Genomic DNA, 23,894 nt, shown 5'->3' with positions numbered 1-23,894 from the left:
GCCCTGATATCCGGGCTTAAGTCTACACGGTGTCGGCATTTTTGAGCAGCATTAAGACAAATTTCACGCCTGAGAATCCAGATTAGACCGGCACTAATCGATTAATCCCTGACTATCGTAAAAAGGCCAGGGTCCCGAAAAGCGGCCAATCGCACACTGATGCGAGACCATTCCCTGCCCGGGTTGCCAGCAATGCAGCAAAAAGCCGGGCGGCTCCAGAATAAAGTGAGCCGGCCCGTCGGGATGCAGATCCAGCGCCACCTGATGCGACACGCCTGGCGCAACACAGGCCAGCGTGCCGGCAAAGCGGGCCTGCAGACTGCGATGCAGATGACCGCAGAGCACCCGCTCAACCTGCGGATGACGGGCGATGATCGCCTCAAGGGCCTCCGGATGACGTAATCGTTGCCGGTCCATATGGGCAATGCCACAGGCAAAAGGAGGATGATGCAGCATCACCAGCGTGGGCTGATCGGCAGCCGCGCTCAGTGCCTGATCCAGCCATTGCAGCTGGTGTTCGTCCAGCTCTCCCCACGGCTGTTGCGGTACGCTGGAATCCAGCGCCAGCAGCCTGACGTCGCCGACGCGAAGCTGCCAGTTCAGGGTAGACCCCGCCTGCAGATAGGCGTGATCCGGGAAAGCGGCACGCAGCGCCTCGCGGTCGTCGTGATTGCCCGCCATCAGGTAAAACGGCAGCTGCAGGCGCTGCAGGGCTTCCCGCAGCGTCTGGTACTCTTCAGGCCGGCCAAAATCGACCAGGTCGCCGGTAATCACCACCACATCGGGCCGCGGCTGCAGCGCATTAAGGGTATCGATAACCTGCAGTAATGCCGCATAGGTATCGACCTGTTTGTAAGAGAGGCGGCCATGGGCCTTGATATGCAGATCGCTGATTTGCGCAATCATCATAGGTTGAACAGACACAACAGACTCCTTAGCAACTGAATTCCAGCGCGGCCTGACTGGTCAGCGACCAGCTGATGCGCTGCCCGGCCTGCCAGATTTCGCGTGCATGACGCTCTACCTGAATGGGGCTATCCAGTCCAATATCGATCAGTAAGCGCTGCGAAGCGCCGAGGAAGGTGCTGCCCACCACCACGCCGCGCTGGGGATAGCGCATATCGTCGGCCAGCAGCACATCTTCCGGGCGGCAAAAACGCAGGGGCTGACCAAGGAGATCGTGCGCAATGCAGTTAATGGCACCCACAAAGTCGGCCACAAAACGGGAGGCCGGGCGCTGATAGATGCCCTGCGGCGTATCGAGCTGCACCAGACGGCCCTGCTCCATCACCGCGATGCGATCGCCCAGCGCCATCGCCTCCTGCTGATCGTGCGTGACGTAAACGGCAGTGATCGCCAGCCGCTTGAGCAGTGCGCCGATCTCCAGCCGCAGTCGATCACGCAGTCTGGCATCAAGCGCCGCCAGCGGCTCATCAAACAGCAGCACTTTAGGCCGGGCGGCCAGCGCGCGAGCCAGTGCCACCCGCTGCTTCTGCCCGCCGGACAATTTATCTATCGCGCGATGTGACAGATGCGTCAGATCCACCAGCGCCAGCATTTCTGCCACCCGCGCCTCACGTTCGGCTCGCGGCACGCCCTGCACCTTCAGGCCATAGGCGACGTTCTGCGCCACGTTGAGCGTCGGGAACAGCGCGTAGTTCTGGAACACCATGCCAACGCTGCGTTTCTCAATCGGCAGCGCGGTAACGTTCCGCTGATCAAACCAGACTTCCCCTGGCGCATCGCTGCTTTCCAGACCGCTAATGATACGCAACAGTGTGGTTTTTCCGCAGCCGGATGGCCCCAGCAGCACCAGCGTTTCTCCGGCGTGGACCCGCAGATCGAGCGGATGCAGCGCGACCTGCTGATTGAAGCGACGCGAGCAGTGGCGCAGCGTCACGTTGACGGCCTCTTTCATAGAGTTTCCTCTCTCTGCTGCCGCCCTGATTGCCGTTCCAGCCAGTGATTACAGGCGTTGAGCAATAGCAGCAGCGGTAAAATCATCATGATAAAAATCAGGGTGTAGGCGGATCCGACTTCCAGCCGCATCGAGGTGTAGCTGTCGGCCAGCCCGACAGGCAGGGTTTTGGTCAGGGGCGTGTGCAGCATCCAGGTGATGTTGAACTCCCCTACCGACAGCGTAATCACCATAAACGCACCCGCCAGAATGCCATTGCGACAGTTCGGGACGACCACGGTAAAGAAGCGACGCCAGAAGCTCGCCCCCAGGCTCGCGGCGGCCTCTTCCAGCCGCGGCAGATCAATCGCCTGCATTACCGACAGCACCGGTCGGATCATAAAGGGCAGCGTAAAAAGCACATGGCCGATCAGGATGAAGAGCCAGCTGTCGCGCAGTGCGCTGAACTGACCATAAAGCAGAATGATACCCAGCGCGGTTGCGAGGCCCGGCAACGCAACCGGCAGCATCAGGCACTCCTCAATGCGTGAGGCCCAGCGTGACGGTGACTTCAGTAAGCCCCAGGCGGCGGGCACACCCACGATGACCGTCACCGCCAGACAGCTCAGGGCGATCAGCAGCGACAGCCAGAAGGTGTCGGCATACATCTGCCATACCTGCTCCACCCACTTCAGCGTCAGCCCGCTGCGCAGGCCCGCGAAGTAGTTCTGCGTGACGCCCGCCAGCATTGAGAGCACCACCGGCACGATCATAAACAGCGCGGTGAGGCTGGTGATCGCCACCTGCAGCCAGAACAGACCCCGGCGCTTCATGATGAACGCGCCTTCCGGCATGCAAGCCCATTAGCCAGCATCAGCGCCAGCCAGGCCACCGCGCCCATCACCACCGAGAGTGCCGCCGCGGTGGCAAAGTTGGCGTAATTAGTGAACTCGCCGTAAATGGTCAGCGGCAGCACGGCCAGCTCTGTGCCCAGGGTAAAGGCGGTGCCAAAAGCCCCCATGCTGGTGGCGAAACAGAGCGCGCCACAGGAGAGCAGCGCTGGTTTCAGCCCCGGAATGATCACGTCGATGATGATGCGCCACTGGCTGGCTCCCAGCGAACGGGCCGCCTCCTCCAGCGATCGATCCAGCTTCTCACTCGCCGCCACCAATGTCACGATGGCGCGCGGCAGCGAAAAATAGAGATAGCCAATGAATAAGCCGCTGAGCGAATAGGCGAAAACCCAGCGCTCATGAAACAGGCTGAGGCTGAGTTGCGCCAGCACACCCTGACGCCCCGCCAGCATCACCATCAGAAATCCCACCACCACGCCCGGAAAAGCCAGCGGGAAAGTCAGCAGTGCCAGCAGCGTGCCGCGCCCGGTAAAGCGCTGCCGCGCCAGAAAGCAGCCGACTACCGCCGAAATCAGCAACGTCACCAGCGTGACCGCCGCCGAGAGCAGCACGGTGTTCAGCAGGCTTTGCAGATACTGCGGCTGACTGATAACTGTCCAGTAGCCGCTGTGGTGCGTGGTACGATCCTCCGTCATGCCGATCTGCAACAGGCGGGCAAACGGCAGTAGCCAGAAGGCCGCAAAGAAGAGCAGCGCAGGCAGCAGCATCCACGGCCAGTTCGCCCCCAGCGGCCGGAGCCGCTGGCGAACCGGCCCGCCAGCGGCAGACAGGTTGATTTCTGACAGTGACATCAGCGAATCTCACTCAGATAACGCGCGGAGAAGCCCTTCTGCGCATCGGCCATCTGCTGATAATCGACCGTGTGGGCGCGCGCATAATCGCTATCAGGCAGGAAATATTTTTTCGCCTCGGGTGACATCGCTCCCGCCCGCACCGGACGCAGCCAGGCATTGGCCCAGATAGCCTGACCGGCATATGACAGCACGAAATCAATCACTTTCTTACCGTTGGCCGGATGCGGCGCATTCTTCACCAGGCTGATGACGTACGGCACCGTGACTGTTCCCTCGCTCGGGATCACAAACTCAACGTTGGCGTGATCTTTGTAGCGGGCGCGATAGGCGTTGAAGTCATAGTCGATCAGAATCGGGATTTCGCCCGAAATCAGACGCGCATAGGCGGTCTGCTTAGGCACAATTGGCTGGTTGCGCTGCAGCGCCTTAAACCAGTTAATCGCCGGGGTGAAATCATGCAGGCTGCCGCCTTTGGCCTGATTCACCGCGACCGCTGCGACATAGCCTACAAAGGCGCTGGCCGGATCGAGATAGCCCACCATGCCTTTATATTCCGGCTTCAGCAGATCATCCCAGGCGCGCGGCACCGGCGCGCCACCCAGCGCATCGACATTAACCATAAAGCCCATGGTCCCGGAGTGCAACGCCACCCACTTGCCATTGGGATCTTTCATGTCTGCCGGAATCTCATCCCAGTTAGCCGGTTTATAAGCGCTGACCACGTCGGCACTGACGGCCTGAATACCAAAGCTGACGCCGTAATAGACCACGTCGGCGACCGGATTGTTTTTCTCCGCCACCAGCTGCGCCAGTGCCTGACCTGAGTTTTTATTATCCTGCGGCACATGGATGCCGGTCGCTTTTTCAATCGCCTGAAGCTGCGTGGCCCAGTCGGCCCACTCTGGCGGGCAGTTATAGCAGATGGCATTTTCCGCCGCCTGCGCCCACGAACTGGTAAGCGAGCATCCGGCCAGCAGCGCAGCGCTGGCGACCTGTCTGATATTAAGGTTGAGTGACATGATGTTTCCCTGAAATAGAACCATGAAATGCCGGGGCGATACTCTCCCCGAGCCGTAAATGATGGGCCAGCAAGTGGGTTTTGCCGCCCGGATTCAGAAGCAGATCGATGGCGCGCGTGCCCATCAGCGCAATCGGCTGCACCACGCTGGCCAGTGACGGTGAAAGCTGTTCACCCAGCTCAATGCCGTCGAAGCCGATGACTGACAATTGATTGGGTACGCTGATACCGGCACGCGCAGCCGCCCCCAGCAGGCTGATAGCCAGCAGATCATTACTGCAAATCACGGCGGTCAGCGGCGAAGGGGCATTCATCAGGGGCAGCAGCAGCCGGAAGTCGGACTGAATATGGCTGGGCATCTCAATCATCGCCCGCGGCTGGAGACCGGCCTGCTGCATCGCCTCGCAGTAGCCAAGGTAGCGCAGACGCGCACGGTCAGATTGCTGCATAGGTCCAGCAGCCATCACGATGTGGCGGTGGCCGAGAGTGATAAGATGGGCAGTCGCTTCCGCCATCGCTTTACGGTTGTCGACGCACAGCGCGGGCCAGTCGTGCTGTTGCGGCACGTTGTGGGTCAGCACGAAGGGCATCTTAGCTGCCGCCAGCGTCGGCAGCAGCGCACTGCGGTCGGCGTCTGCCACCGTCAGAACCAGACCGGCGACACGCTGGTGCAGCATATGTTCGACAATGGCCGCTTCCCGCTCAGCCTGATAATCACTGGTTGCCACCAGCAGCGCATACCCAGCCTGACGGGCCTGCTGCTCCATCGCCTGCAGTTGCAGGGCAAAAACCGGATTAAGCAGCGAAGGCAGCAGTACGCCAAGCGTGGTGGAGTGTTGAGTGCGGAGCTGACGGGCAATATGATTCGGGCGAAAACCGATCTGTTCAGAGGCGGCAAGCACCTTTTGCAGCGTGCCTGGTTTCAGCAGATGAGGATCAGAGAAGGCGCGCGCGGCGGTTGCGCGGGAGACCCCTGCCAGTCGGGCTACGCTGATTAAATCTGTCATCACTGCCTCGTTTATCGTCGATGAGATCGATCTCATTGCGACGTAAACTAGCGGCGTTATATGACAGGCGCATCACGGTAACATGACCGGCAGGTGACAGCGGCAGTGACGCCGCTGCGGGGAATTAAAGCATCAGGAAGGCGTAACCGCTGTTTTCCAGCGTGGCAACGGTGGTGCCGCTGGAGATAGTGTGGGTGACCATCGGATCGATCCAGTTGCGATCGAGCTGATGAAACGCCACAGATTGATCACAGATAGTGACCTGAACGCCCGCTTTTTTCAGTTCGCTGATCAGCTTCAGGTTCGGGTTATCCACGCCGTAGGCTTTGCTGAACTGGTCGTTATTCAGCGCTGACGACACCGCGTCGCCGTTGATCGACACCACAAATTTCAGCTGGTCGAGCGGCACACCCGCCGCATAATAGAGGTTGGTGACACGTGCCACACGCTCCAGGCCCAGATTCGGCTTACGAATATCGCCGTCATTGTGGTTAATCTGGAAAACAATTTTATTACTCAGACCCGCAGTGGTGCCGGGTTTAAATGCCGGCGTATCGACATAATGTATTTTGCCGTAGCCTTCAATCGCAGGCGTACTCCAGAAATCAGCGGGCTCAGATTTATTATCTGCCATTTTTCCGCTGACCTTATCGAATAATTCCGGCAACTGTAAAACATTGCCGCCAATAAATCCTGCTACGGCTGCCATCACTACTAACGCTGCTGGACGCATTCACTCTTCTCCCGGTCGTTTAAAACATCAATTACATTGCCAGCCACGCGTACCCCTGGTTTTGCAGGGTTGATACCGTGGTTGGACTGGAAAGCGCATGGATGACTGATTTATCAATCCAGTTATTCGGATAGTGATGGAATGCCACGGACTGATCGCAGACCGAGACTTTCACTCCCGCCTGATTCAGCTCATTAATCAGCTTCAGGTTGGGATTTTCGATGCCATAAAACTGTTTGAAATGGGCGTTATCCAGCATGGCAGGCGTTGCGTCACCGGTGACCGAAACCACAAACTTCAGCTGGTCGGCCGGCACGCCAGAGGCGATATACAAATTCACCACGCGCGCCACACGCTCCAGTCCCAGATTCGGTGCGGTCATCGCGCCGTCGCTGCGGGTAATCTGGAAAACAATTTTGTTGCTCAGGCCCGCCACCGGTTTAAACGCAGCGTCAGGCTCGTAATGAATTTTGCCGTAGCCTTCAATCGCCGGGGTACTCCAGAATCCAGGCGCTTCCTGTGGCTCGGTTGCAAAATGACGTGTCACTTTGTCGTAAATATCGCCACTCTGTGTGACAGCCGCGCCAACGACGCCGCCAATAATGGCGATTAACGCGTATGAAACAACTGAACGCATAACACTTCTCTCCGGCAAATAATGTCTGTCAGATTCAGGGCTGAATCAGGTCGGCTATCTATACCACAGCGCAGGTTTAATTCTCGCTTCTGTAAATTCAGGTCAACGCGCTATTGATAACCGATGAAATTATTCACTCAGAGAATTAATCGAAGATTTTCATCATGCAGAAAAAAGGGTCTTAGCCGCAGTGGATCTGACTATCACGAATTTAATCTCTTTCTGTTAAGTTGCTGCGAGAAAATAACAGCCAGGCATAGCTGGAATCAGGAAGAGTGTTGCAGGCGATACGATTTAATTAATCAATGGTGCAGAAACATTTTGCGGCTCAGCGCGGGCTGTTTTTTCAGAGTAGACCTGGAAAAATGCGTGCCATATTCAGTTTTTCTGATTGAATTTACATAACTTTAAAAAAAGAACGATTACACTTCCGGATGTCTGTCAGCAGATTCTGCTTTATTCGGTCGAAGCACGACGGGAATAAACAGATAAGTGGCAAATTAGCGGCTCAGGACCCCGGTAAAACCTCGCCGGATTTTTTTCGTTTAACTGCGGTTTAAGTTGGCAGGATGTTCAGTTTTTTTCGTCAAAATCTGCAAACTTGCACAAATTACACCAGGCACTGGCCAGAAAACGACATTTCTTTCTTTTGATGCTCTGGTTAAGATAGTCCCGAACCGCTGTTATCTGCGAAAAATGGAACATTCCCGCTGCGCACCTGTCCATTTTCAGGGCCTCTCTACAGGATTAAGGCATGTTGAACCGGTTAAAGAAAACGCTGATCGCCGCGCTCCTGCCGACGCTCATTTTCACCACTCTGACACCTGCCAGGGCCGATGTCAGTGATTCACTTCCCGATATTGGTACCACGGCCGGTTCGACGCTGTCGATTAATCAGGAACTGCAGATGGGCGACTTCTATGTGCGCCAGCTGCGTGCCAGTGCGCCGCTGATCAACGATCCGCTGCTTAATCAGTATATTAATCAGCTGGGGCAGCGGCTGGTCTCGCATGCTGACTCCGTCAAAACCCCGTTCCACTTCTTTCTGATTCAGAACGATGAGCTCAACGCCTTTGCCTTCTTCGGTGGCAATGTGGTGCTCCACTCCGCGCTGTTCCGCTTTACCGAAAATGAAAGTCAGCTGGCATCCGTGATGGCGCATGAGATATCACACGTCACCCAGCGCCATCTGGCGCGCGCCATGGAAGATCAGAAGCGTAATGCCCCACTCACCTGGGTCGGTGCGCTGGGCTCGATACTGCTGGCGATGGCGAGTCCGCAGGCGGGTATGGCCGCACTGACCGGCACCCTGGCGGGTACGCAGCAGGGGATTATCAGCTTTACGCAGGGCAATGAGCAGGAAGCTGACCGCATCGGCATTCAGGTGCTGCAGCGCGCCGGGTTCGATCCCCAGGCGATGCCGAACTTTCTGCAGAAGCTGGCCGATCAGAGCCGCTTCTCCTCCAAGCCACCTGAAATTCTGCTGACGCACCCCCTGCCCGACAGCCGTCTGGCGGATGCCCGCAACCGGGCTAACCAGATGCGCCCGGTCGTCGTGCAGTCCACTGAAGATTTTTACCTGGCGAAGGTACGTGCGCTGGGGATGTACGCCACCGGGCGTAATCAGCTTACCGATGAACTGCTGAGTCAGTATGCCAGCGGCAATGCCCGTGAACAGCTGGCGTCACAATATGGCAAGGCCATACAGTTTTTACAGGCCAAGAGCTATGCCGATGCGAAGCGGATTATGACGCCACTGCTGGCGAAACAGCCCAGTAACGTCTGGTTCCTGGATATCATGTCGGACATCGATATCGGCCTGAACCAGCCACAGCAGGCGATCGCCCTGCTCACCGCCGCAACCGGTGCCAAAAACAGCCCGGTGGTGCAGCTCAACCTGGCGAACGCCTACGTGGAAGCGAAGCAGTATGCCAGTGCCAGCCGTATTCTGAACCGCTATACCTGGGCCAATAAAGACGATCCCAACGGCTGGGATTTACTGGCGCAGGCCTCTGCACAGCAGGGACTGAATGATGAAGAGTTGTCGGCACGGGCAGAGAGCCTGGCGCTGAATGGCCAGCTTGATCAGGCCATCACCGCGTTAGGCAGCGCCAGCGCACAGGTGCCACTCGGCAGCCTGAAGCAGGCGCGCTACGATGCCCGTATCGATCAGCTGCGCCAGTTGCAGCAGCGCTTTAAGCAATATCAGAAAGGCTGAGAAACGACGTAGCTGACATGCCAAAAAATAAAAGGAGAGTCTTAAATGGTGACGATTTACCACAACCCGCGCTGCAGCAAGAGCCGCGAAACGCTGGCGCTGCTGAACGTCCGCGGCATTGAGCCGGAAGTGGTGCTCTATCTGCAGACGCCGCCCGATCGCGAGACGCTGCAAATTCTGCTACAGAAACTGGGGATGCAGAGTGCACGAGAGTTGATGCGTACCAAAGAGGCGATCTACAGCGAGCTGGCACTCGGCGACAAAAACGAAAGTGCGCTGCTGGATGCGCTGGTAGAAAACCCGGTGCTGATTGAAAGGCCGATTGTGATCAATGGCGATAAAGCGCGGATCGGACGTCCGCCAGAAGCGGTGCTCGACATTATTTAAAGGCCGAGCGTCTCTTTAACGAAGGGAATAGTGAGTTTACGCTGCGCGCTGATCGAGGCGCGATCAAGCCGATCCAGCGTATCAAACAGCGTGCGCATTTCACGATCCAGTCGCTTCAGCAGGAAGCGACCCACATCTTCCGGCAGCTCAAAACCACGTAACCCGGCACGTAGTTGCAGCGCCTGCAGTTTGTCTTCGTCGGAGAGCGGCTGCAGTCGATAGATCTGCCCCCAGTCCAGCCGCGAGGCGAGATCGGGCAGCTGCAGATTCAGCTGACGTGGCGGACGATCGCCGGTAATAAACAGGCGCGTATTGCCGGTTTCCAGAATGCGGTTATAGAGATCGAAGATCGCCATCTCCCACTCCGGTTCGCCTGCAATGCACTCGATGTTATCGATGCAGACCAGTGACAGCTGCTCCATTCCTTCCAGCACTTCCGGCACAAACCAGGTGCGTTTATCCAGCGGAACGTAACCGACCGCTTCGCTGCGCGCGGACATTTCAGCGCACGCGGCGTGCAGCAGATGGCTCCGCCCACCGCCTTCGCGTGACCAGAAGTAGAGATAGCTGCCATGTTGTTGGTTGAGAGCGCCTTTGAGTGCGGCAATCAGCGACGTGTTTTCCCCCGGCCAGAAGCTGGAGAAGGTTTCATCATCGGGTAAATAGAGTGGCAATGACAATTGTGCCGGCGTGTTCAGAAGCACCTCAGCAAGAGAACAAGCAAAAAATCGGGGGAAGTCTAACACAGTTTTCAGAAAGAGATGAATGGGGCGTCCCTGCCCCGATCCTGTCAGGCGCGCTGCGATCAATGTTCGCGCGGTTCTTCAGCCTCCAGCACCACTTCTTCCGGACGCAACAGCGAGATCACGCGGAAGATCAGCGCCAGGCCAACACCCACGATCGTCGCCAGCGCCATGCCTTTCAGCTCTGCCGCACCGATATGTACCTTCGCCCCGCTGACGCCGATGATCAGGATCACCGAGGTCAGGATCAGATTCTGCGCTTTGTTGTAATCGACTTTTGATTCGATCAACACGCGGATACCGGATGTGCCAATCACGCCATACAGCAGCAGCGACACGCCGCCCATCACCGGCACCGGGATCGCCTGGATCACCGCCGCCAGTTTGCCGACGCAGGAGAGCAGAATCGCCAGAATCGCCGCACCGCCAATCACCCAGGTGCTATAGACGCGGGTAATCGCCATCACGCCGATGTTTTCACCGTAGGTCGTATTCGGCGTCGAACCAAAGAAGCCAGAAATAACGGTGGATAAGCCGTTGGCGAACATCGAACGATGCAGGCCAGGGTCGCGAATCAGATCTTTCTTCACGATGTTGGCCGTAACCACCAGATGACCGATATGCTCGGCAATGACCACCAGCGCCGCAGGCAGGATCGTCAGCATTGCCACCCACTCGAAACGCGGTGTATAGAAGGTTGGCAGGGCAAACCACGGGGCTTTCACCACGCCACTCCAGTCAACGATGCCCATAAAGGCAGAGAGCAGATAGCCTGCCACCACACCGACCAGAATCGGGATAATCGCCAGGAAGCCACGGAACAGTACCGAACCGAAGACCGTTACCGCCAGTGTGACCAGCGAAATCAGCACGGTTTTGCTGTCGGGCGCACTGCTTTCAGCGGGCAGCAGGCCAGCCATATTGGCGGCGACACCCGCCAGCTCCAGACCGATGACGGCGACAATCGCGCCCATCGCTGCCGGAGGGAACATTACGTCGAGCCAGCCGGTGCCCGCGCGTTTCACAATCAGCGCCACGATACAGAACAGCACGCCGCACAGGATAAATCCGCCCAGCGCGACCTCGTAACCCAGCGGCAACAGCAGCAGCACCGGCGAGATAAAGGCAAAACTGGAACCGAGGTAGGCGGGAATTTTGCCTTTACAGATAAAGAGATAAATCAGTGTGCCGACGCCGTTAAACAACAGCACCGTCGCCGGGTTGATATGGAACAGAATCGGCACCAGTACCGTGGCACCAAACATGGCAAACAGGTGTTGCAGGCTGAGTGGAATGGTTTGCAGTAACGGCGGCCGTTCACTGACGCCAATGGCGCGACGAGTCATCATTTATCCCCTTATGTTTTGTATCCCCGTGGGTTCGCGCCTCTGGCACAGCAGCAGGCACGCCGGTGCGCCTTGCGGCAGACCGAATCCGTTCGGGGCATTATTTTTGTCAAAAAAAAGCCGACTCTCTGGTCGGCTGTGCGATTTATTTGGTTCCGAAAATCTTGTCCCCGGCATCGCCGAGCCCGGGAATGATGTAACCCTTTTCGTTCAGTCCCTGATCCACTGACGCAGTGTAAAGCTCGACGTCAGGATGCGCTTTCTCCAGCGCGGCAATCCCCTCTGGCGCGGCAACCAGAACCAGCACTTTGATGCTGGTGCAGCCCGCTTTCTTCAGCAGGTCGATAGTAGCAATCATGGAGCCACCGGTCGCCAGCATCGGGTCGACCACCAGCGCCAGGCGCTCTTCGATGTTAGAGACCAGCTTCTGGAAATAGGGAACCGGCTCCAGCGTCTCTTCATCACGGTAAACACCCACCACGCTGATACGCGCGCTGGGAACGTGTTCCAGCACCCCTTCCATCATGCCCAGGCCGGCACGCAGAATCGGGACCACTGTGATTTTTTTGCCTTTGATCTGATCGATCTCTACCGGGCCGTTCCAGCCCTCAATGGTGACGCGCTCTGTTTCCAGATCGGCGGTCGCTTCGTAGGTCAGCAGGCTGCCCACTTCAGAGGCCAGCTCGCGAAAACGCTTTGTACTGATATCATGCTCACGCATCAGGCCCAGTTTATGTTTGACCAGCGGGTGTCTGACTTCCACGATCTTCATTGGTGTTCTCCCGGAATGAGTTGAGCTAAAAAAAATCGCGGGATTATACCGCCTTTTACGCGCTGCGCCACCTGGTCTTGCGCAAAGCCGCGGCTTTTACCGGGACAAATAGAGGATTAATGAAAATCGCCCGATGCGCAATGCCGGACTCGCAAACGTTTGCCTGCACTGATAGAATTGCCGCGCTTTATTTTAAACCACCAACCGCAACTCGCGTGGGGACCTCGCAGTGACCGACAAAACCTCTCTCAGTTACAAAGACGCCGGTGTTGATATTGATGCTGGTAACGCTCTGGTTGACCGTATTAAAGGCGTAGTGAAAAAGACGCGTCGCCCGGAAGTGATGGGTGGACTGGGCGGTTTTGGTGCGCTTTGCGCGCTGCCGCAAAAATACCGTGAACCCGTGCTGGTCTCCGGCACCGATGGCGTGGGCACCAAGCTGCGTCTGGCGATGGATCTCAAACGTCACGATGCCATTGGTGTTGACCTGGTCGCGATGTGCGTCAATGACCTGGTGGTTCAGGGCGCTGAGCCGCTCTTCTTCCTCGACTACTACGCCACCGGCAAACTGGATGTGGATACCGCCTCTGCGGTGATCACCGGCATCGCCGAAGGGTGTCTGCAGTCAGGTTGTGCGCTGGTGGGCGGTGAAACCGCTGAGATGCCAGGCATGTATCACGGCGAAGATTACGACGTGGCCGGTTTCTGTGTCGGCGTGGTGGAAAAGTCAGAAATTATCGACGGCAGTAAGGTGCAGGATGGCGACGTACTGATCGCCCTCGGCTCCAGCGGCCCGCACTCCAACGGCTATTCGCTGGTGCGCAAGATTCTGGAAGTCAGCAACACCGATCCGCTGGCTGAACAGCTGGAAGGCAAACCGCTGGCCGATCATCTGCTGGAACCGACCCGCATCTACGTGAAAAATATCCTGAGCCTGATTGAGCAGGTCGATGTGCACGCTATCGCGCACCTGACCGGCGGCGGCTTCTGGGAAAATATCCCGCGCGTCCTGCCCGACAACACCCAGGCTGTCATCGACGAGAAGAGCTGGCAGTGGCCGGCGGTCTTCAGCTGGTTACAGCAGGCGGGCAACGTCACCCGTTTCGAGATGTATCGTACCTTTAACTGTGGCGTCGGCATGATCATCGCACTGAGCCCGGCAGACGCAGACAATGCCATTGCGCTGATGCAGGCCGCAGGTGAGAAAGCCTGGAAGCTCGGCGTGATTAAAGCGTCGGATGCCGAAGAGCGTGTGGTCATCAACGGATGAAGAAGCTGGTTGTACTGATTTCCGGCAACGGAAGTAACCTTCAGTCCATCCTTGACGCCTGTGAAAGCGGGCGGATTCACGGCAGCGTCGCTGCCGTGTTCAGCAACCGTGCCGCCGCGTATGGCCTGACGCGGGCGCAGGAGGCGGGGATCCCCGCCCACGCGCTTGCCGCCAGCGACTTCGCTGACCGCGACGCCTTTGATCGTCAGCTCATTGCTGAAATCGAAGCCTACCGTCCGGATTTGATTGTGCTGGCAGGTTATATGCGCATTCTCAGCAGCGCGTTCGTGGCGCATTTCCACGATCGCCTGCTGAATATCCACCCTTCCCTGCTGCCGAAATATCCAGGACTGCATACGCATCGTCAGGCGCTGGAAAATGGCGACAGCGAACATGGTACTTCCGTGCATTTCGTGACGGATGAACTGGATGGCGGTCCGGTAATCCTGCAGGCTAAAGTCCCGGTCTTTCCTGACGATAGCGAAGCGGAGATTACCGAGCGGGTGCAGCACCAGGAACACGCGATCTATCCGCTGGTGATTGGCTGGTTTGTTGAAGGCCGGCTATTGATGCGTGACGGTAAAGCCTGGCTGGATGGCGAAGCGCTGCCACCACAAGGCTATGCTAACGACTGATGCACCGGAAGCCAGAGCTTCTTATGAAGTACTGGCAGAGTAAAGGCTCAGGGAGCCTATGCCCTCCGTAAAGACGCAAAAAATGCCATCCATGGCAGCTCAGCGCGGGCCATCCATGGCCCGCGATGCTTTACTACGGGCATAGGCTCCCATCGCTTTAAGCATATGAGCCGTCTGACACAAAAACCTGTTCTGCTCCCGATGCTGGCTCAGCCGTAGCGTCCCGTAATGTAATCTTCGGTCCGTCGCTGTTTCGGCGCGGTAAAGATCCGGTCAGTCTCATCAAACTCCACTAACGCGCCCTGATGCATAAACGCGGTGTAATCTGACACGCGCGAGGCCTGCTGCATGTTGTGCGTCACCAGCACCAGCGTGAAGTGCTGCTTCAGCGTGGTCATCAGCTCTTCAATCACCAGCGTGGAGATCGGATCCAGCGCGGAGGTCGGCTCATCCAGCAGCAGCACTTCCGGCTCAATAGCAATGGCGCGGGCAATCACCAGCCGCTGCTGCTGTCCGGTCGAGAGCGTCAGCGCATTCTGTGACAACTGATCTTTCACCTCACCCCACAGCGCCGCCGCACGCAGCGCACGCTCACACGCCTCGTTCAGTACCCGCCGATCGCGTACACCCTGTAAACGCAGCCCGTAGACCACATTTTCATAAATCGATTTTGGAAAAGGATTAGGCCGCTGAAACACCATGCCGACCCGACGGCGCAGCGCGGAGAGATCCTGTTCGGGGCGCAGGATCGGCTGCGATCCCAGCAACACTTCACCCTCTACCCGGCAGTGATCAATCACGTCGTTCATGCGATTAAAGCAGCGCAGCAGCGTCGACTTGCCGCAGCCCGAGGGGCCAATCAGCGCAGTAATCCTGTTTTTCGGCACCTGCAAAGAAATATCCTGCAGCGCCTGGCGCTCGCCATACCACAGCGACAGATGGTTAACGGTCAGCGCGATATCCGTGTCGGACGTCATAGTCATAGCCTGTTATTGAGTCATAAGGCGATAGCGTTCACGCAGACGGTGACGCAGGCCCATCGCCAGCAGATTAAGCGACAGAATAATCAGCACCAGCAGCAGCGCGGTGGCGAACACCAGCGGCCGATCAGCTTCAATATTCGGACTCTGAAACGCCAGATCGTAAATCTGGAAGCCCAGATGCATAAACTTGCGATCCAGATGCAGATAAGGGAACACCGCGTCGACCGGCAGTTCCGGCACCATTTTCACCACGCCCACCAGCATCAGCGGCGCGGTTTCACCTGCTGCACGCGCCACCGCCAGAATCAGGCCGGTCAGCATGGCCGGCACTGCCATTGGCAGCACCACATTCCACAGCGTTTCCGCCTGGTTCGCGCCCAGCGCCAGCGAACCCTGCCGCAGGCTGTTGGGAATACGCGATAAGCCCTCTTCGGTCGCCACAATTACTACCGGCAGCGTCAGTAACGCCAGGGTCAGCGACGCCCAGAGTAAACCTGGCGTGCCGAAGGTGGGATTAGGCAGTGCGCTGGCAAAAAAGAGCTGATCAATCGTACCGCCCACCAGCCAGACAAAGAAGCCCAGACCAAACACCCCATAAACAATGGAAGGAACGCCGGCCAGATTGACTACCGCGATGCGCACCAGCCTTGTCAGTGCATTCCGTCCGGCATATTCATGCAGCCAGATAGCGGCGACGACACCCAGCGGCATCACCACCACCGACATCAGCAGCACCATCAGCACGGTACCAAAGATCGCCGGAAACGCGCCGGATTCACTTTCGCCCCCGGCAGGTGAATCACTGACGAAACGCCACAGCTGATGCAGAAAATGTCCGGTTTTGCCGGTCAGCGTCATCGCGTTCGGCTTCCAGCTGTCGACGATTTCGGTCAGCGGAATCGCATGTTCATTGCCCTGCCCATCCCGCAGGATTAACAGATCGCGCTGACTCTGCTGTTGCAGAGAAGCCAGTGTCTCACTCAGCTGATTAAAGCGGCGCTGCAGTGCGGCCTGATTCGCCTGATATTCTGACTCTGCCTGCAGATCAAAGCGTCCGGCAGCCCGGTTTGTGGCCGCCTGCTCATCAAGCTCTTCACGCTGGCTGTTGAGTCGCGCCATATCCACCCGGCGAATCTGGTTAGCCTGCCGCACCAGCATCTGTACCTGACCGAGCCGCTGATGCAGCAGCGCATCGGGATTCTGTGCAGTTAACTCTTCGTTATCTTCACGCAGGCCGACAAACCAGCCATAGGCCTGACCGTGGCTGCGCCGCTGCAGCACCATGACGTCCGGCGGCTGACTGATTTTTGCCGCTGTACGGCTGTAGACCACGCGGAAATCGGGAGCGTCCCAGTCGCGGTTACCGGTTTTAATCAGATAGCGATTCACCTGACCACCGCTGTTGCCCTGCTCATCAGCCGGCGCTGGAAAGTGCCGCTGATGTTCCAGGGTTTCACCCAGCAGGCGCGTTTCACCGCCTTCAGGCTGGCTGAAGGTATAGAGATCCACGCGTTGCGGCCAGAAAGCACGGACGCCCTGCCACGCCAGTAGCCCAATCAGCAGCGTAAAGGCCAGCAGGCAGACGGCGACGGCACCCGCGGTTAACCAGCGCCAGCGATCGTTCTGTCGCATCGCCTTCATGCCTGCTCCTCCTGCTGGCTGTAACGCTGACGCAGCCGCTGGCGGATGAGTTCGGCAACCGTGTTAATCACCAGCGTAAACAGCAACAGCATCAGGGCGCTGAGAAACAGCACGCGATAGTGCGCACTGCCCGCTGCCGCTTCCGGCATCTCAATGGCGATGTTGGCGGACAGTGCGCGAAGACCGCTGAACAGGCCACCTTCACTTTGCGGCGTGTTGCCGGTCGCCATCAGCAAAATCATGGTTTCTCCCACGGCGCGTCCCAGACCGATCATCAGCGCGGCAAAAATCCCGGCGGAGGCGCCCGGCAGTACGACGCGGGTCAGGGTTTGCCATGGCGTTGCGCCCAGTGCCAGCGAACCCTGGCCCAGCGCCGCAGGTACGCTGAACAGCGCATCTTCAGAGAGGGTGAAGATCAGCGGCACCAGCGCAAAGCCCATCGCCAGCGCGGCCACCAGCAGATTGCGCTGCTCGTAATGCGGCAGCCAGTCGCCCGCATCCGGTATAAAAAGCGTGGGCAGCCACAGTGTCAGCAGTGTAACCAGCAGCAACAGCGGCAGCAGAATCACTACTTCCCGGCCCGGCTGACGCCAGCGCGGCGGTAAACGCGCGCTGAATACGCCACACAGCAGCAGCGCGCCTGCCAGCGTCAGGGGCAGCAGCAGTACCCCCACCAGCGCCTGACCAATATGCGGCGCGAGCCAGATCCCGGCAATCAGCCCCACCACTACGCTTGGCAGCGCGCCCATCATCTCAATGGCTGGTTTAACCCAGCGCCGCAGCCCCGGAGCCATGAACCATGCGGTGTACATCGCCGCGGCCAGCGCCAGCGGCGTGGCAAACAGCAGCGCTAAACTGGCCGCTTTCAGCGTTCCCGTGACCATCGGCATCAGGCTGAACTTGGCCTGATAGCTGTCACCGGCCGCAGTGGATTGCCAGACCCAGTCGGGTCCGGGGTAGTTTTCATACCATATTTTCTGCCAGAAATTACGCCAGGTCACATCCGGCCACGGATTATCGAGCCGCAGGGTTTGCCAGCTTCCCGCCCGCTCAATCAGCAGGCTGTCGCCATGGGGTGAAAACTGCGCCTGCACGATGCCGGGTTCAAGCTGACGCTGCAGTATCGGGCCAGTCTGCTTGCTGGCGAACAGTCGCAGCATTCCCTGTTTACTGAGCGTCGCAAACACGCGACGCTGTGATTCTGTTACCAGAATCGTCTCGCCATCGCTGTGCGCAAAGGTCCGGATACGCTGCAGGCGCGGCCCCTGATCGCTGGCGATAGCAAACCATTGGGTGACACCGCTGCGATCCTGAATCAGCAGGCTTTTGCCGCCCACCAGCAGATGCAGACTTTGTGGGGGCTGCGACAGAGTATGCGTTTCGCGCAGCAGGGCACGGTCATCGTCGAGCTGCCAGACCCGCAGCAGCGTGCCTTCGGTGGTGTAGAGCAGATCGCCGGAGGGCGAGAGCGCCAGCAGATCCAGCTGGCGTTGCGGCAGCGGGATAACCGACGCCTGACGATCGGTGCCCAGCGTCAGCACCCGCAGTCCGGCCTCAGTGAGAGCAGCGATGCGCCACTGCCCTGCATGACGCGTCGCCAGCGCCATCTTTGTCACTGCGCCATCAGGCAGATGAAAGGGTTTGTCGCCCAGCGGGAAGCGCCACTGCTGGTCGGTCGCAGGCTGCATCAGCGTCAGCGCGCCCTGCATATTCAGTAGCAGCGTCTGCCCATCGGCACTCTGCACCACCTCATCAGGCGCCGGGGTCAGCGCCAGCGCCGGTTCCGCAGGCTGACCATCCAGCGGAATAAAACGTGCTGCACCGTGCGCGCTGATACGCCAGCCAATGTTGCCCTGATTGCCTATTGCTAAAGCGGGCGTACGATCCCAGAGTTGCTGGCTGGCCGCGATTTGCAGGCCCGGCGCATTAAACAGCGGTAATACCACGCCAATCAGCCAGCAGAACAGCAGCAGCATCAGTAGCAGGATCGCGACGCCACAGCAGGTGATCAGCCGCCGCGTCAGACGATCAACGGCACGACGCTTGCGATCGCTGAATTGGACAGGAATGTGGTTTGCGCTCATGCGGTTCCGGTAGCAGGCCAAAATAAGCCGCTATGTTGCCCGTAGCCGATTGATAAGACAACTCCTGGCGTTGGACAACGCTGCCATACTCTCGCCATAATGTTGGTGGATACTGGATCTTCAGTCCTGCAACCGCTAAATGGAGTGAGAATGGGTCAGGTAAAGCTTTATATAGAAAAAGAATTAAGCTGGTTATCCTTTAATGAACGGGTTTTGCAGGAAGCAGCAGACAAAAGCAATCCACTGATTGAGCGGATGCGCTTTCTGGGCATCTACTCCAACAATCTCGACGAATTCTATAAAGTGCGTTTCGCCGACCTCAAACGCCGCATTCTGATTGGTGAAGAGCAGGGTTCCGCCAGTACGCCACGCCATCTGTTTAAGAAAATTCAGCAGCGGGTGATGAAGTCCGATCAGGAGTTCGACGCACTTTATAACGACCTGCTGCTTGAGATGGCACGTAACCAGATCTTCCTGATCAATGAACGCCAGCTGTCGCCCAACCAGCAGGCGTGGCTGCGCCACTACTTCAAACATGAACTGCGTCAGCATATCTCCCCGATTCTGATCACCCATGAAACTGACCTGACCGAATTCCTTAAAGATGATTACACCTACCTGGCGGTAGAGATTATCCGTGGTGACGATATTCGTTATGCACTGCTGGAGATCCCGTCCGACAAGGTGCCGCGCTTCATCAATTTACCGGCAGAGCCACCGCGCCGTCGCAAGCCAATGATCCTGCTGGACAACATCTTACGTTACTGCCTGGATGATATTTTCAAAGGCTTCTATGACTACGACGCGCTTAACGCCTATTCAATGAAAATGACGCGTGACGCCGAGTACGATCTGGTGACGGAGATGGAGTCGAGCCTGCTGGAGCTGATGTCCTCCAGCCTGAAGCAGCGACTGACAGCGGAGCCGGTGCGGTTTGTCTATCAGCGTGACATGCCAGAGGCGATGGTTGAGCTGCTGTGCCACAAGCTCTCGATTTCCAACTTTGACTCAATACTGCCGGGTGGCCGCTATCACAACTTCAAAGACTTTATCGGCTTCCCGAACGTAGGTAAAAACAACCTGGTCAACCGCCCGCTGCCGCAGATTCGCCACATCGGTTTTGATGGCTTCCGCAACGGCTTTGATGCGATCCGCGACCGCGACGTACTGCTCTACTATCCGTACCACACCTTTGAGCACGTGCTGGAACTGCTGCGTCAGGCGTCGTTTGACCCCAGCGTGCTGGCGATCAAAATCAACATCTACCGCGTCGCTAAACACTCCCGCATCATGGATGCGATGATCCATGCCGCCTATAACGGTAAAAAAGTCACGGTGGTCGTTGAGCTGCAGGCACGCTTTGATGAAGAAGCCAATATTTACTGGGCGAAACGCCTGACCGAAGCAGGCGTGCATGTCATTTTCTCCGCACCCGGCCTGAAGATCCACGCCAAGCTGTTCCTGATCTCACGCCGCGAAGGCGAAGAGATTGTGCGCTACGCGCATATCGGCACCGGCAACTTTAATGAGAAGACCGCGCGGCTTTATACCGACTACTCGTTGCTGACCGCGGATGCGCGCATCACCAATGAAGTACGCCGGGTGTTCAACTTTATTGAGAATCCTTACCGGCCCGTGACGTTCGATCACCTGATGGTGTCGCCACAGAACTCGCGCCGGATGCTGTATGAACTGATCGACACCGAAATTGCCCATGCACAGCAGAATAAGCCCTGCGGCATTACTCTGAAAATCAACAATCTGGTGGACAAAGGTCTGGTAGATCGGCTTTATACAGCCTCCAGCGTAGGGGTGAAGGTTAATCTTCTGGTGCGCGGCATGTGCTCATTAATCCCGGACCTGCCGGGGATCAGTGAAAATATTCGTGTCATCAGTATTGTTGACCGTTATCTGGAACACGATCGCGTCTATATTTTTGAGAATGGCGGCGATAAGAAGGTGTTCCTCTCCTCCGCTGACTGGATGACACGTAACATCGATTACCGCATCGAAGTGGCCGTGGCGATCCTCGATCCCCACATCCGGCAGCGCATACTCGACATTATTGCTATTCAGTTGAGTGATACGGTGAAAGCCCGCATCGTCGATAAAGAGTTGAGTAACCATTACGTCCAGCGCGGCAACCGTCGTAAAGTGCGCTCGCAGCTGGCCATCTATGATTACATCAAGAAACTGGAACAACCTGAATAAATCCTATGCCAATTTCTCATAAAAGTACGCCAAAACCCCAGGAGTTTGCGGCGATTGACCTGGGCTCGAACAGTTTCCATATGGTGATTGCGCGGGTCGTCGATGGTGCGATGCAGGTACTGGGCCGCCTTAAACAGCGCGTCCATCTGGCTGACGGGCTGGATGCTCAACACAACCTCAGCGAAGAGGCAATGGAGCGGGGATTAGCCTGTCTGGCTCTGTTCGCCGAGCGCCTGCAGGGGTTCAGTCCCAGCAACGTGACGATTGTCGGCACCCATACGCTGCGCGAGGCGGTCAACGCCGAAACCTTCCTGCAACGGGCTGCTGAGGTGATCCCCTATCCGATCGAAGTGATTTCAGGCCATGAAGAGGCGCGTCTGATCTTTATGGGTGTTGAACACACGCAGCCGGAGAAAGGTCGCAAGCTGGTGATCGACATCGGCGGCGGCTCCACCGAGCTGGTGATTGGCGAGGATTTTGAACCGCAACTGGTTGAGAGCCGACGCATGGGTTGCGTCAGTTTCGCCCAGCTCTATTTCCCGAAAGGCGAAATCAGTCGTGAAAACTTCCGTCGCGCCCGCTTAGCGGCTGCGCAGAAGCTGGAAACGCTGGCGTGGCAATACCGTCTGCATGGCTGGCAATATGCGCTGGGTGCGTCCGGCACCATCAAGGCCGCCTGCGAAGTGCTGCAGGCGATGGATGAGAAAGAGAAGCTGATTACGCCTGAGCGCCTCGACAAGCTCTACGACGAGGTGATGAAGCATAAATCCTTTGCGGCCCTCAGCCTGCCGGGCCTGTCGGAAGAACGCAAAGGGGTGTTTGTGCCCGGACTGGCGATTCTGTGTGGCGTGTTTGATGCGCTGGCGATTCGCGAGCTGCGTCTTTCTGACGGTGCGCTGCGTGAAGGCGTGCTCTATGAGATGGAGGGCCGTTTCCGCCATCAGGATATTCGCAGCCGTACGGCACAAAGTCTGGCGAATCATTACGCCATTGACAGCGATCAGGCGCGCCGCGTGCTGGAAACCACCGAGCAGCTTTATCTGCAGTGGAGCGAGCAGAACCCGAAACTGGCCAATCCGCAGCTGGCCGCCCTGCTGAAGTGGGCGGCGATGCTGCACGAAGTGGGTCTGACGATTAATCACAGCGCCCTGCAACGTCATTCCGCCTATATCCTGCAAAATACCAACCTGCCGGGCTTCAATCAGGATCAGCAGATGCTGCTGGCGGCGCTGGTCAGATTCCACCGCAAAGCGGTGAAGCTCGACGAGTTGCCGCGCGTCACGCTGTTCAAGAAAAAGCAGTTTGTGCCGCTGATTTTCCTGCTGCGCCTGGGTACCCTGCTGAACAATCAGCGCCAGGCCACTACGCGTCCGGATGCATTAACCCTTAAATGCGATGACGGCCACTGGACGCTGATTTTCCCGGCGGGCTACTTCAACCAGAACAACCTGGTTCAGCTCGATCTGGAACGTGAGCAGGTTTACTGGAACGACGTTACAGGATGGAAGCTGATCCTCGAAGAAGAAGCCTGACAACCCGGGCGCCTGGCGCCCGTTTAACTGAATTGATGAATATGACACAACCAACTGCACCACTTTCAGGCGAAAACTATTTTGCCGAAACCTATGGCCTGACGCCGCCCCACTCCGAAGTGGTTGCGGCTCTGCCTCATCTCAACGTCGGCAAGGCGCTGGATCTGGGCTGTGGCGTGGGACGCAATACGCTGTTTCTGAACCAGCACGGCTTTGACGTCACGGCATGGGACCATAATCCGCAAAGCCTGGCCCGCCTGCAGGATATTATTGCCCGGGAAAACCTCAGCGGAATTCACACCGGGGAGCGCGACCTGAACAACACGCGCTTCAATGGCGGCTTCAACTTTGTGCTGTCGACCGTGGTGATGATGTTTTTGCAGCCGCAGACCATTCCACAGCTGATTGCTGACATGCAGGCCTGTACGGTCAGGGATGGTTTCAACCTGATTGTGGCGGCGATGAATACGGAAGATATGCCCTGCCCGGCTGATTTCTCCTTTGCTTTCAAGTCGGGCGAATTGAGCCACTACTACCGTAACTGGCACATCGTGAAGTACAACGAGCATCCCGGCCAGTTGCATCGCAAAGATGAAAATGGCAATCGCATTACCTGCCGCTTTGCTACGCTGCTGGCACAAAAAGCGAGTTACTGATCTTTATCTGCTGTTTTTTTCAACAGTGATTGATTTCATCAGGCGACTGTGACTAAATATTGCAGTCGCCCCTGATGGGGTCATTACAGGAACCACCCTGCGTGAACAGCGCTATTTCTCCCCGAAGACGTCAAAAAACCGGCACCATGACCCGTATTGTGTTGCTGATCAGTTTTATCATTCTCTTTAGTCGCCTGATATTTATCCTGCCCGCTGCCTTCGAGCATCACCAGCAACAGAAAGCGATTCCTGAACCGGTTACCGTTACATCAGGTGATACGCGCTAACGAATACTGACTTTTCGCCTGAAAGACTTCTTAAAAGTAAATGTTATCCAGACAACTGGACTCTTTTTTGCATCCCTTTTTCAGGCGAAACGCTACACTTCGTGCTGGTGCTTTCAGACTAAAGGGATC

Annotated in this window: 22 protein-coding genes; 8 read left to right on the top strand and 14 right to left on the bottom strand. The window is 57.3% G+C overall.

Features of this window, described 5'->3' with window-relative positions:
• Positions 1-93: 93 nt before the first annotated feature.
• The 8 genes from IV493_RS04235 to IV493_RS04200 form a co-directional block, all read right to left on the bottom strand.
• Positions 94-924 (bottom strand): phosphodiesterase, encoded by an 831-nt coding sequence (locus IV493_RS04235; RefSeq protein WP_195857784.1) that lies wholly within the window; start codon positions 922-924, stop codon positions 94-96.
• A gap of 10 nt (positions 925-934) precedes the next feature.
• A complete protein-coding gene (locus tag IV493_RS04230) occupies positions 935-1,918 on the bottom strand; it encodes an ABC transporter ATP-binding protein (RefSeq protein ID WP_195857783.1) in 984 nt (327 codons plus the stop codon).
• Positions 1,915-2,730, bottom strand: coding sequence for an ABC transporter permease (locus tag IV493_RS04225; RefSeq protein WP_041457249.1), 816 nt, complete (start codon positions 2,728-2,730; stop codon positions 1,915-1,917). Before IV493_RS04225 ends, IV493_RS04230 begins: the two co-directional genes overlap by 4 nt.
• Positions 2,727-3,602, bottom strand: coding sequence for an ABC transporter permease (locus IV493_RS04220; RefSeq protein WP_195857782.1), 876 nt, complete (start codon positions 3,600-3,602; stop codon positions 2,727-2,729). The genes IV493_RS04225 and IV493_RS04220 overlap by 4 nt, the downstream gene beginning before the upstream one ends.
• Positions 3,602-4,624, bottom strand: a complete 1,023-nt coding sequence (locus tag IV493_RS04215) for an ABC transporter substrate-binding protein (protein ID WP_195857781.1) — start codon at positions 4,622-4,624, stop codon at positions 3,602-3,604. The genes IV493_RS04220 and IV493_RS04215 overlap by 1 nt, the downstream gene beginning before the upstream one ends.
• A complete protein-coding gene (locus IV493_RS04210) occupies positions 4,608-5,630 on the bottom strand; it encodes a LacI family DNA-binding transcriptional regulator (protein ID WP_195857780.1) in 1,023 nt (340 codons plus the stop codon). Before IV493_RS04210 ends, IV493_RS04215 begins: the two co-directional genes overlap by 17 nt.
• A gap of 124 nt (positions 5,631-5,754) precedes the next feature.
• Entirely contained in the window at positions 5,755-6,363 is a 609-nt protein-coding gene (locus IV493_RS04205) for a DsrE family protein (RefSeq protein ID WP_033733500.1), read from the bottom strand.
• Between the two features lie 31 nt (positions 6,364-6,394).
• Positions 6,395-7,000, bottom strand: coding sequence for a DsrE family protein (locus tag IV493_RS04200; protein ID WP_013358697.1), 606 nt, complete (start codon positions 6,998-7,000; stop codon positions 6,395-6,397).
• Positions 7,001-7,754: 754 nt separating this feature from the next.
• Between IV493_RS04200 and IV493_RS04195 the strand changes: the two genes are divergently transcribed.
• Positions 7,755-9,218, top strand: a complete 1,464-nt coding sequence (locus tag IV493_RS04195; protein WP_195857779.1) for a M48 family metallopeptidase — start codon at positions 7,755-7,757, stop codon at positions 9,216-9,218.
• A gap of 45 nt (positions 9,219-9,263) precedes the next feature.
• Positions 9,264-9,605, top strand: coding sequence for an arsenate reductase (glutaredoxin) (gene arsC / locus IV493_RS04190; protein WP_095706808.1), 342 nt, complete (start codon positions 9,264-9,266; stop codon positions 9,603-9,605).
• Here the strand turns inward: arsC and hda are convergent.
• The 3 genes from hda to upp form a co-directional block, all read right to left on the bottom strand.
• Entirely contained in the window at positions 9,602-10,303 is a 702-nt protein-coding gene (gene hda, locus IV493_RS04185) for a DnaA inactivator Hda (protein ID WP_218832236.1), read from the bottom strand. The genes arsC and hda overlap by 4 nt on opposite strands.
• A gap of 107 nt (positions 10,304-10,410) precedes the next feature.
• Positions 10,411-11,694 carry a uracil permease gene (gene uraA / locus IV493_RS04180; protein WP_195858150.1) on the bottom strand — a complete coding sequence of 428 codons (1,284 nt, stop codon included), beginning with the start codon at positions 11,692-11,694 and terminating at the stop codon, positions 10,411-10,413.
• Positions 11,695-11,839: 145 nt separating this feature from the next.
• Positions 11,840-12,466: a uracil phosphoribosyltransferase gene (upp, locus tag IV493_RS04175; protein ID WP_009088774.1), complete on the bottom strand. Its 627-nt coding sequence runs from the start codon at positions 12,464-12,466 to the stop codon at positions 11,840-11,842.
• Between the two features lie 229 nt (positions 12,467-12,695).
• On the opposite strand from upp, the gene purM reads away from it, so the two are divergent.
• Both purM and purN read left to right on the top strand, forming a co-directional pair.
• Positions 12,696-13,736 (top strand): phosphoribosylformylglycinamidine cyclo-ligase, encoded by a 1,041-nt coding sequence (purM, locus tag IV493_RS04170; protein ID WP_195857778.1) that lies wholly within the window; start codon positions 12,696-12,698, stop codon positions 13,734-13,736.
• Positions 13,733-14,371, top strand: a complete 639-nt coding sequence (gene purN / locus IV493_RS04165) for a phosphoribosylglycinamide formyltransferase (RefSeq protein WP_095706807.1) — start codon at positions 13,733-13,735, stop codon at positions 14,369-14,371. Before purM ends, purN begins: the two co-directional genes overlap by 4 nt.
• Positions 14,372-14,580: 209 nt before the next feature.
• Here purN and pstB read toward each other — a convergent pair whose 3' ends face one another.
• From pstB to IV493_RS04150, 3 genes are read right to left on the bottom strand one after another with little or no spacing between them, the layout of a single operon-like run.
• Entirely contained in the window at positions 14,581-15,348 is a 768-nt protein-coding gene (gene pstB, locus IV493_RS04160; RefSeq protein ID WP_135907875.1) for a phosphate ABC transporter ATP-binding protein PstB, read from the bottom strand.
• Positions 15,349-15,360: 12 nt separating this feature from the next.
• Positions 15,361-16,995: a phosphate ABC transporter permease PstA gene (gene pstA, locus IV493_RS04155; RefSeq protein ID WP_195857777.1), complete on the bottom strand. Its 1,635-nt coding sequence runs from the start codon at positions 16,993-16,995 to the stop codon at positions 15,361-15,363.
• Entirely contained in the window at positions 16,992-19,079 is a 2,088-nt protein-coding gene (locus tag IV493_RS04150) for an ABC transporter permease subunit (protein WP_195857776.1), read from the bottom strand. The genes pstA and IV493_RS04150 overlap by 4 nt, the downstream gene beginning before the upstream one ends.
• Positions 19,080-19,229: 150 nt before the next feature.
• On the opposite strand from IV493_RS04150, the gene ppk1 reads away from it, so the two are divergent.
• The 4 genes from ppk1 to IV493_RS04130 all read left to right on the top strand — a co-directional run bounded on the left by ppk1 (position 19,230) and on the right by IV493_RS04130 (position 23,765).
• Complete coding sequence (gene ppk1 / locus IV493_RS04145) at positions 19,230-21,290, top strand: polyphosphate kinase 1 (protein ID WP_195857775.1); 2,061 nt, start codon at positions 19,230-19,232, stop codon at positions 21,288-21,290.
• A 5-nt stretch (positions 21,291-21,295) separates the two neighbouring features.
• Positions 21,296-22,822, top strand: a complete 1,527-nt coding sequence (gene ppx / locus IV493_RS04140) for an exopolyphosphatase (protein WP_033783870.1) — start codon at positions 21,296-21,298, stop codon at positions 22,820-22,822.
• Between the two features lie 41 nt (positions 22,823-22,863).
• A complete protein-coding gene (gene tehB / locus IV493_RS04135; protein ID WP_195857774.1) occupies positions 22,864-23,478 on the top strand; it encodes a tellurite resistance methyltransferase TehB in 615 nt (204 codons plus the stop codon).
• Between the two features lie 101 nt (positions 23,479-23,579).
• Positions 23,580-23,765, top strand: a complete 186-nt coding sequence (locus IV493_RS04130; protein ID WP_013358709.1) for a YfgG family protein — start codon at positions 23,580-23,582, stop codon at positions 23,763-23,765.
• Positions 23,766-23,894: the final 129 nt, after the last annotated feature.

The sequence above is a fragment of the Pantoea sp. SM3640 genome (genome assembly GCF_015654165.1).
GTDB lineage: Bacteria > Pseudomonadota > Gammaproteobacteria > Enterobacterales > Enterobacteriaceae > Pantoea > Pantoea vagans.
This window is presented reverse-complemented; position numbering and strand designations above follow the sequence as displayed.

Excerpts from the sequence above, each read along its gene's own strand:
- IV493_RS04230 (WP_195857783.1), bottom strand. The coding sequence starts at position 1,918 with ATGAAAGAGGCCGTCAACGTGACGCTGCGCCACTGCTCGCGTCGCTTC.
- IV493_RS04225 (WP_041457249.1), bottom strand. The coding sequence starts at position 2,730 with ATGAAGCGCCGGGGTCTGTTCTGGCTGCAGGTGGCGATCACCAGCCTC.
- IV493_RS04220 (WP_195857782.1), bottom strand. The coding sequence starts at position 3,602 with ATGTCACTGTCAGAAATCAACCTGTCTGCCGCTGGCGGGCCGGTTCGC.
- IV493_RS04215 (WP_195857781.1), bottom strand. The coding sequence starts at position 4,624 with ATGTCACTCAACCTTAATATCAGACAGGTCGCCAGCGCTGCGCTGCTG.
- IV493_RS04210 (WP_195857780.1), bottom strand. The coding sequence starts at position 5,630 with ATGACAGATTTAATCAGCGTAGCCCGACTGGCAGGGGTCTCCCGCGCA.
- IV493_RS04205 (WP_033733500.1), bottom strand. The coding sequence starts at position 6,363 with ATGCGTCCAGCAGCGTTAGTAGTGATGGCAGCCGTAGCAGGATTTATT.
- IV493_RS04200 (WP_013358697.1), bottom strand. The coding sequence starts at position 7,000 with ATGCGTTCAGTTGTTTCATACGCGTTAATCGCCATTATTGGCGGCGTC.
- IV493_RS04195 (WP_195857779.1), top strand. The coding sequence starts at position 7,755 with ATGTTGAACCGGTTAAAGAAAACGCTGATCGCCGCGCTCCTGCCGACG.
- arsC (WP_095706808.1), top strand. The coding sequence starts at position 9,264 with ATGGTGACGATTTACCACAACCCGCGCTGCAGCAAGAGCCGCGAAACG.
- uraA (WP_195858150.1), bottom strand. The coding sequence starts at position 11,694 with ATGACTCGTCGCGCCATTGGCGTCAGTGAACGGCCGCCGTTACTGCAA.
- upp (WP_009088774.1), bottom strand. The coding sequence starts at position 12,466 with ATGAAGATCGTGGAAGTCAGACACCCGCTGGTCAAACATAAACTGGGC.
- purN (WP_095706807.1), top strand. The coding sequence starts at position 13,733 with ATGAAGAAGCTGGTTGTACTGATTTCCGGCAACGGAAGTAACCTTCAG.
- pstB (WP_135907875.1), bottom strand. The coding sequence starts at position 15,348 with ATGACGTCCGACACGGATATCGCGCTGACCGTTAACCATCTGTCGCTG.
- pstA (WP_195857777.1), bottom strand. The coding sequence starts at position 16,995 with ATGAAGGCGATGCGACAGAACGATCGCTGGCGCTGGTTAACCGCGGGT.
- IV493_RS04150 (WP_195857776.1), bottom strand. The coding sequence starts at position 19,079 with ATGAGCGCAAACCACATTCCTGTCCAATTCAGCGATCGCAAGCGTCGT.
- ppk1 (WP_195857775.1), top strand. The coding sequence starts at position 19,230 with ATGGGTCAGGTAAAGCTTTATATAGAAAAAGAATTAAGCTGGTTATCC.
- ppx (WP_033783870.1), top strand. The coding sequence starts at position 21,296 with ATGCCAATTTCTCATAAAAGTACGCCAAAACCCCAGGAGTTTGCGGCG.
- tehB (WP_195857774.1), top strand. The coding sequence starts at position 22,864 with ATGACACAACCAACTGCACCACTTTCAGGCGAAAACTATTTTGCCGAA.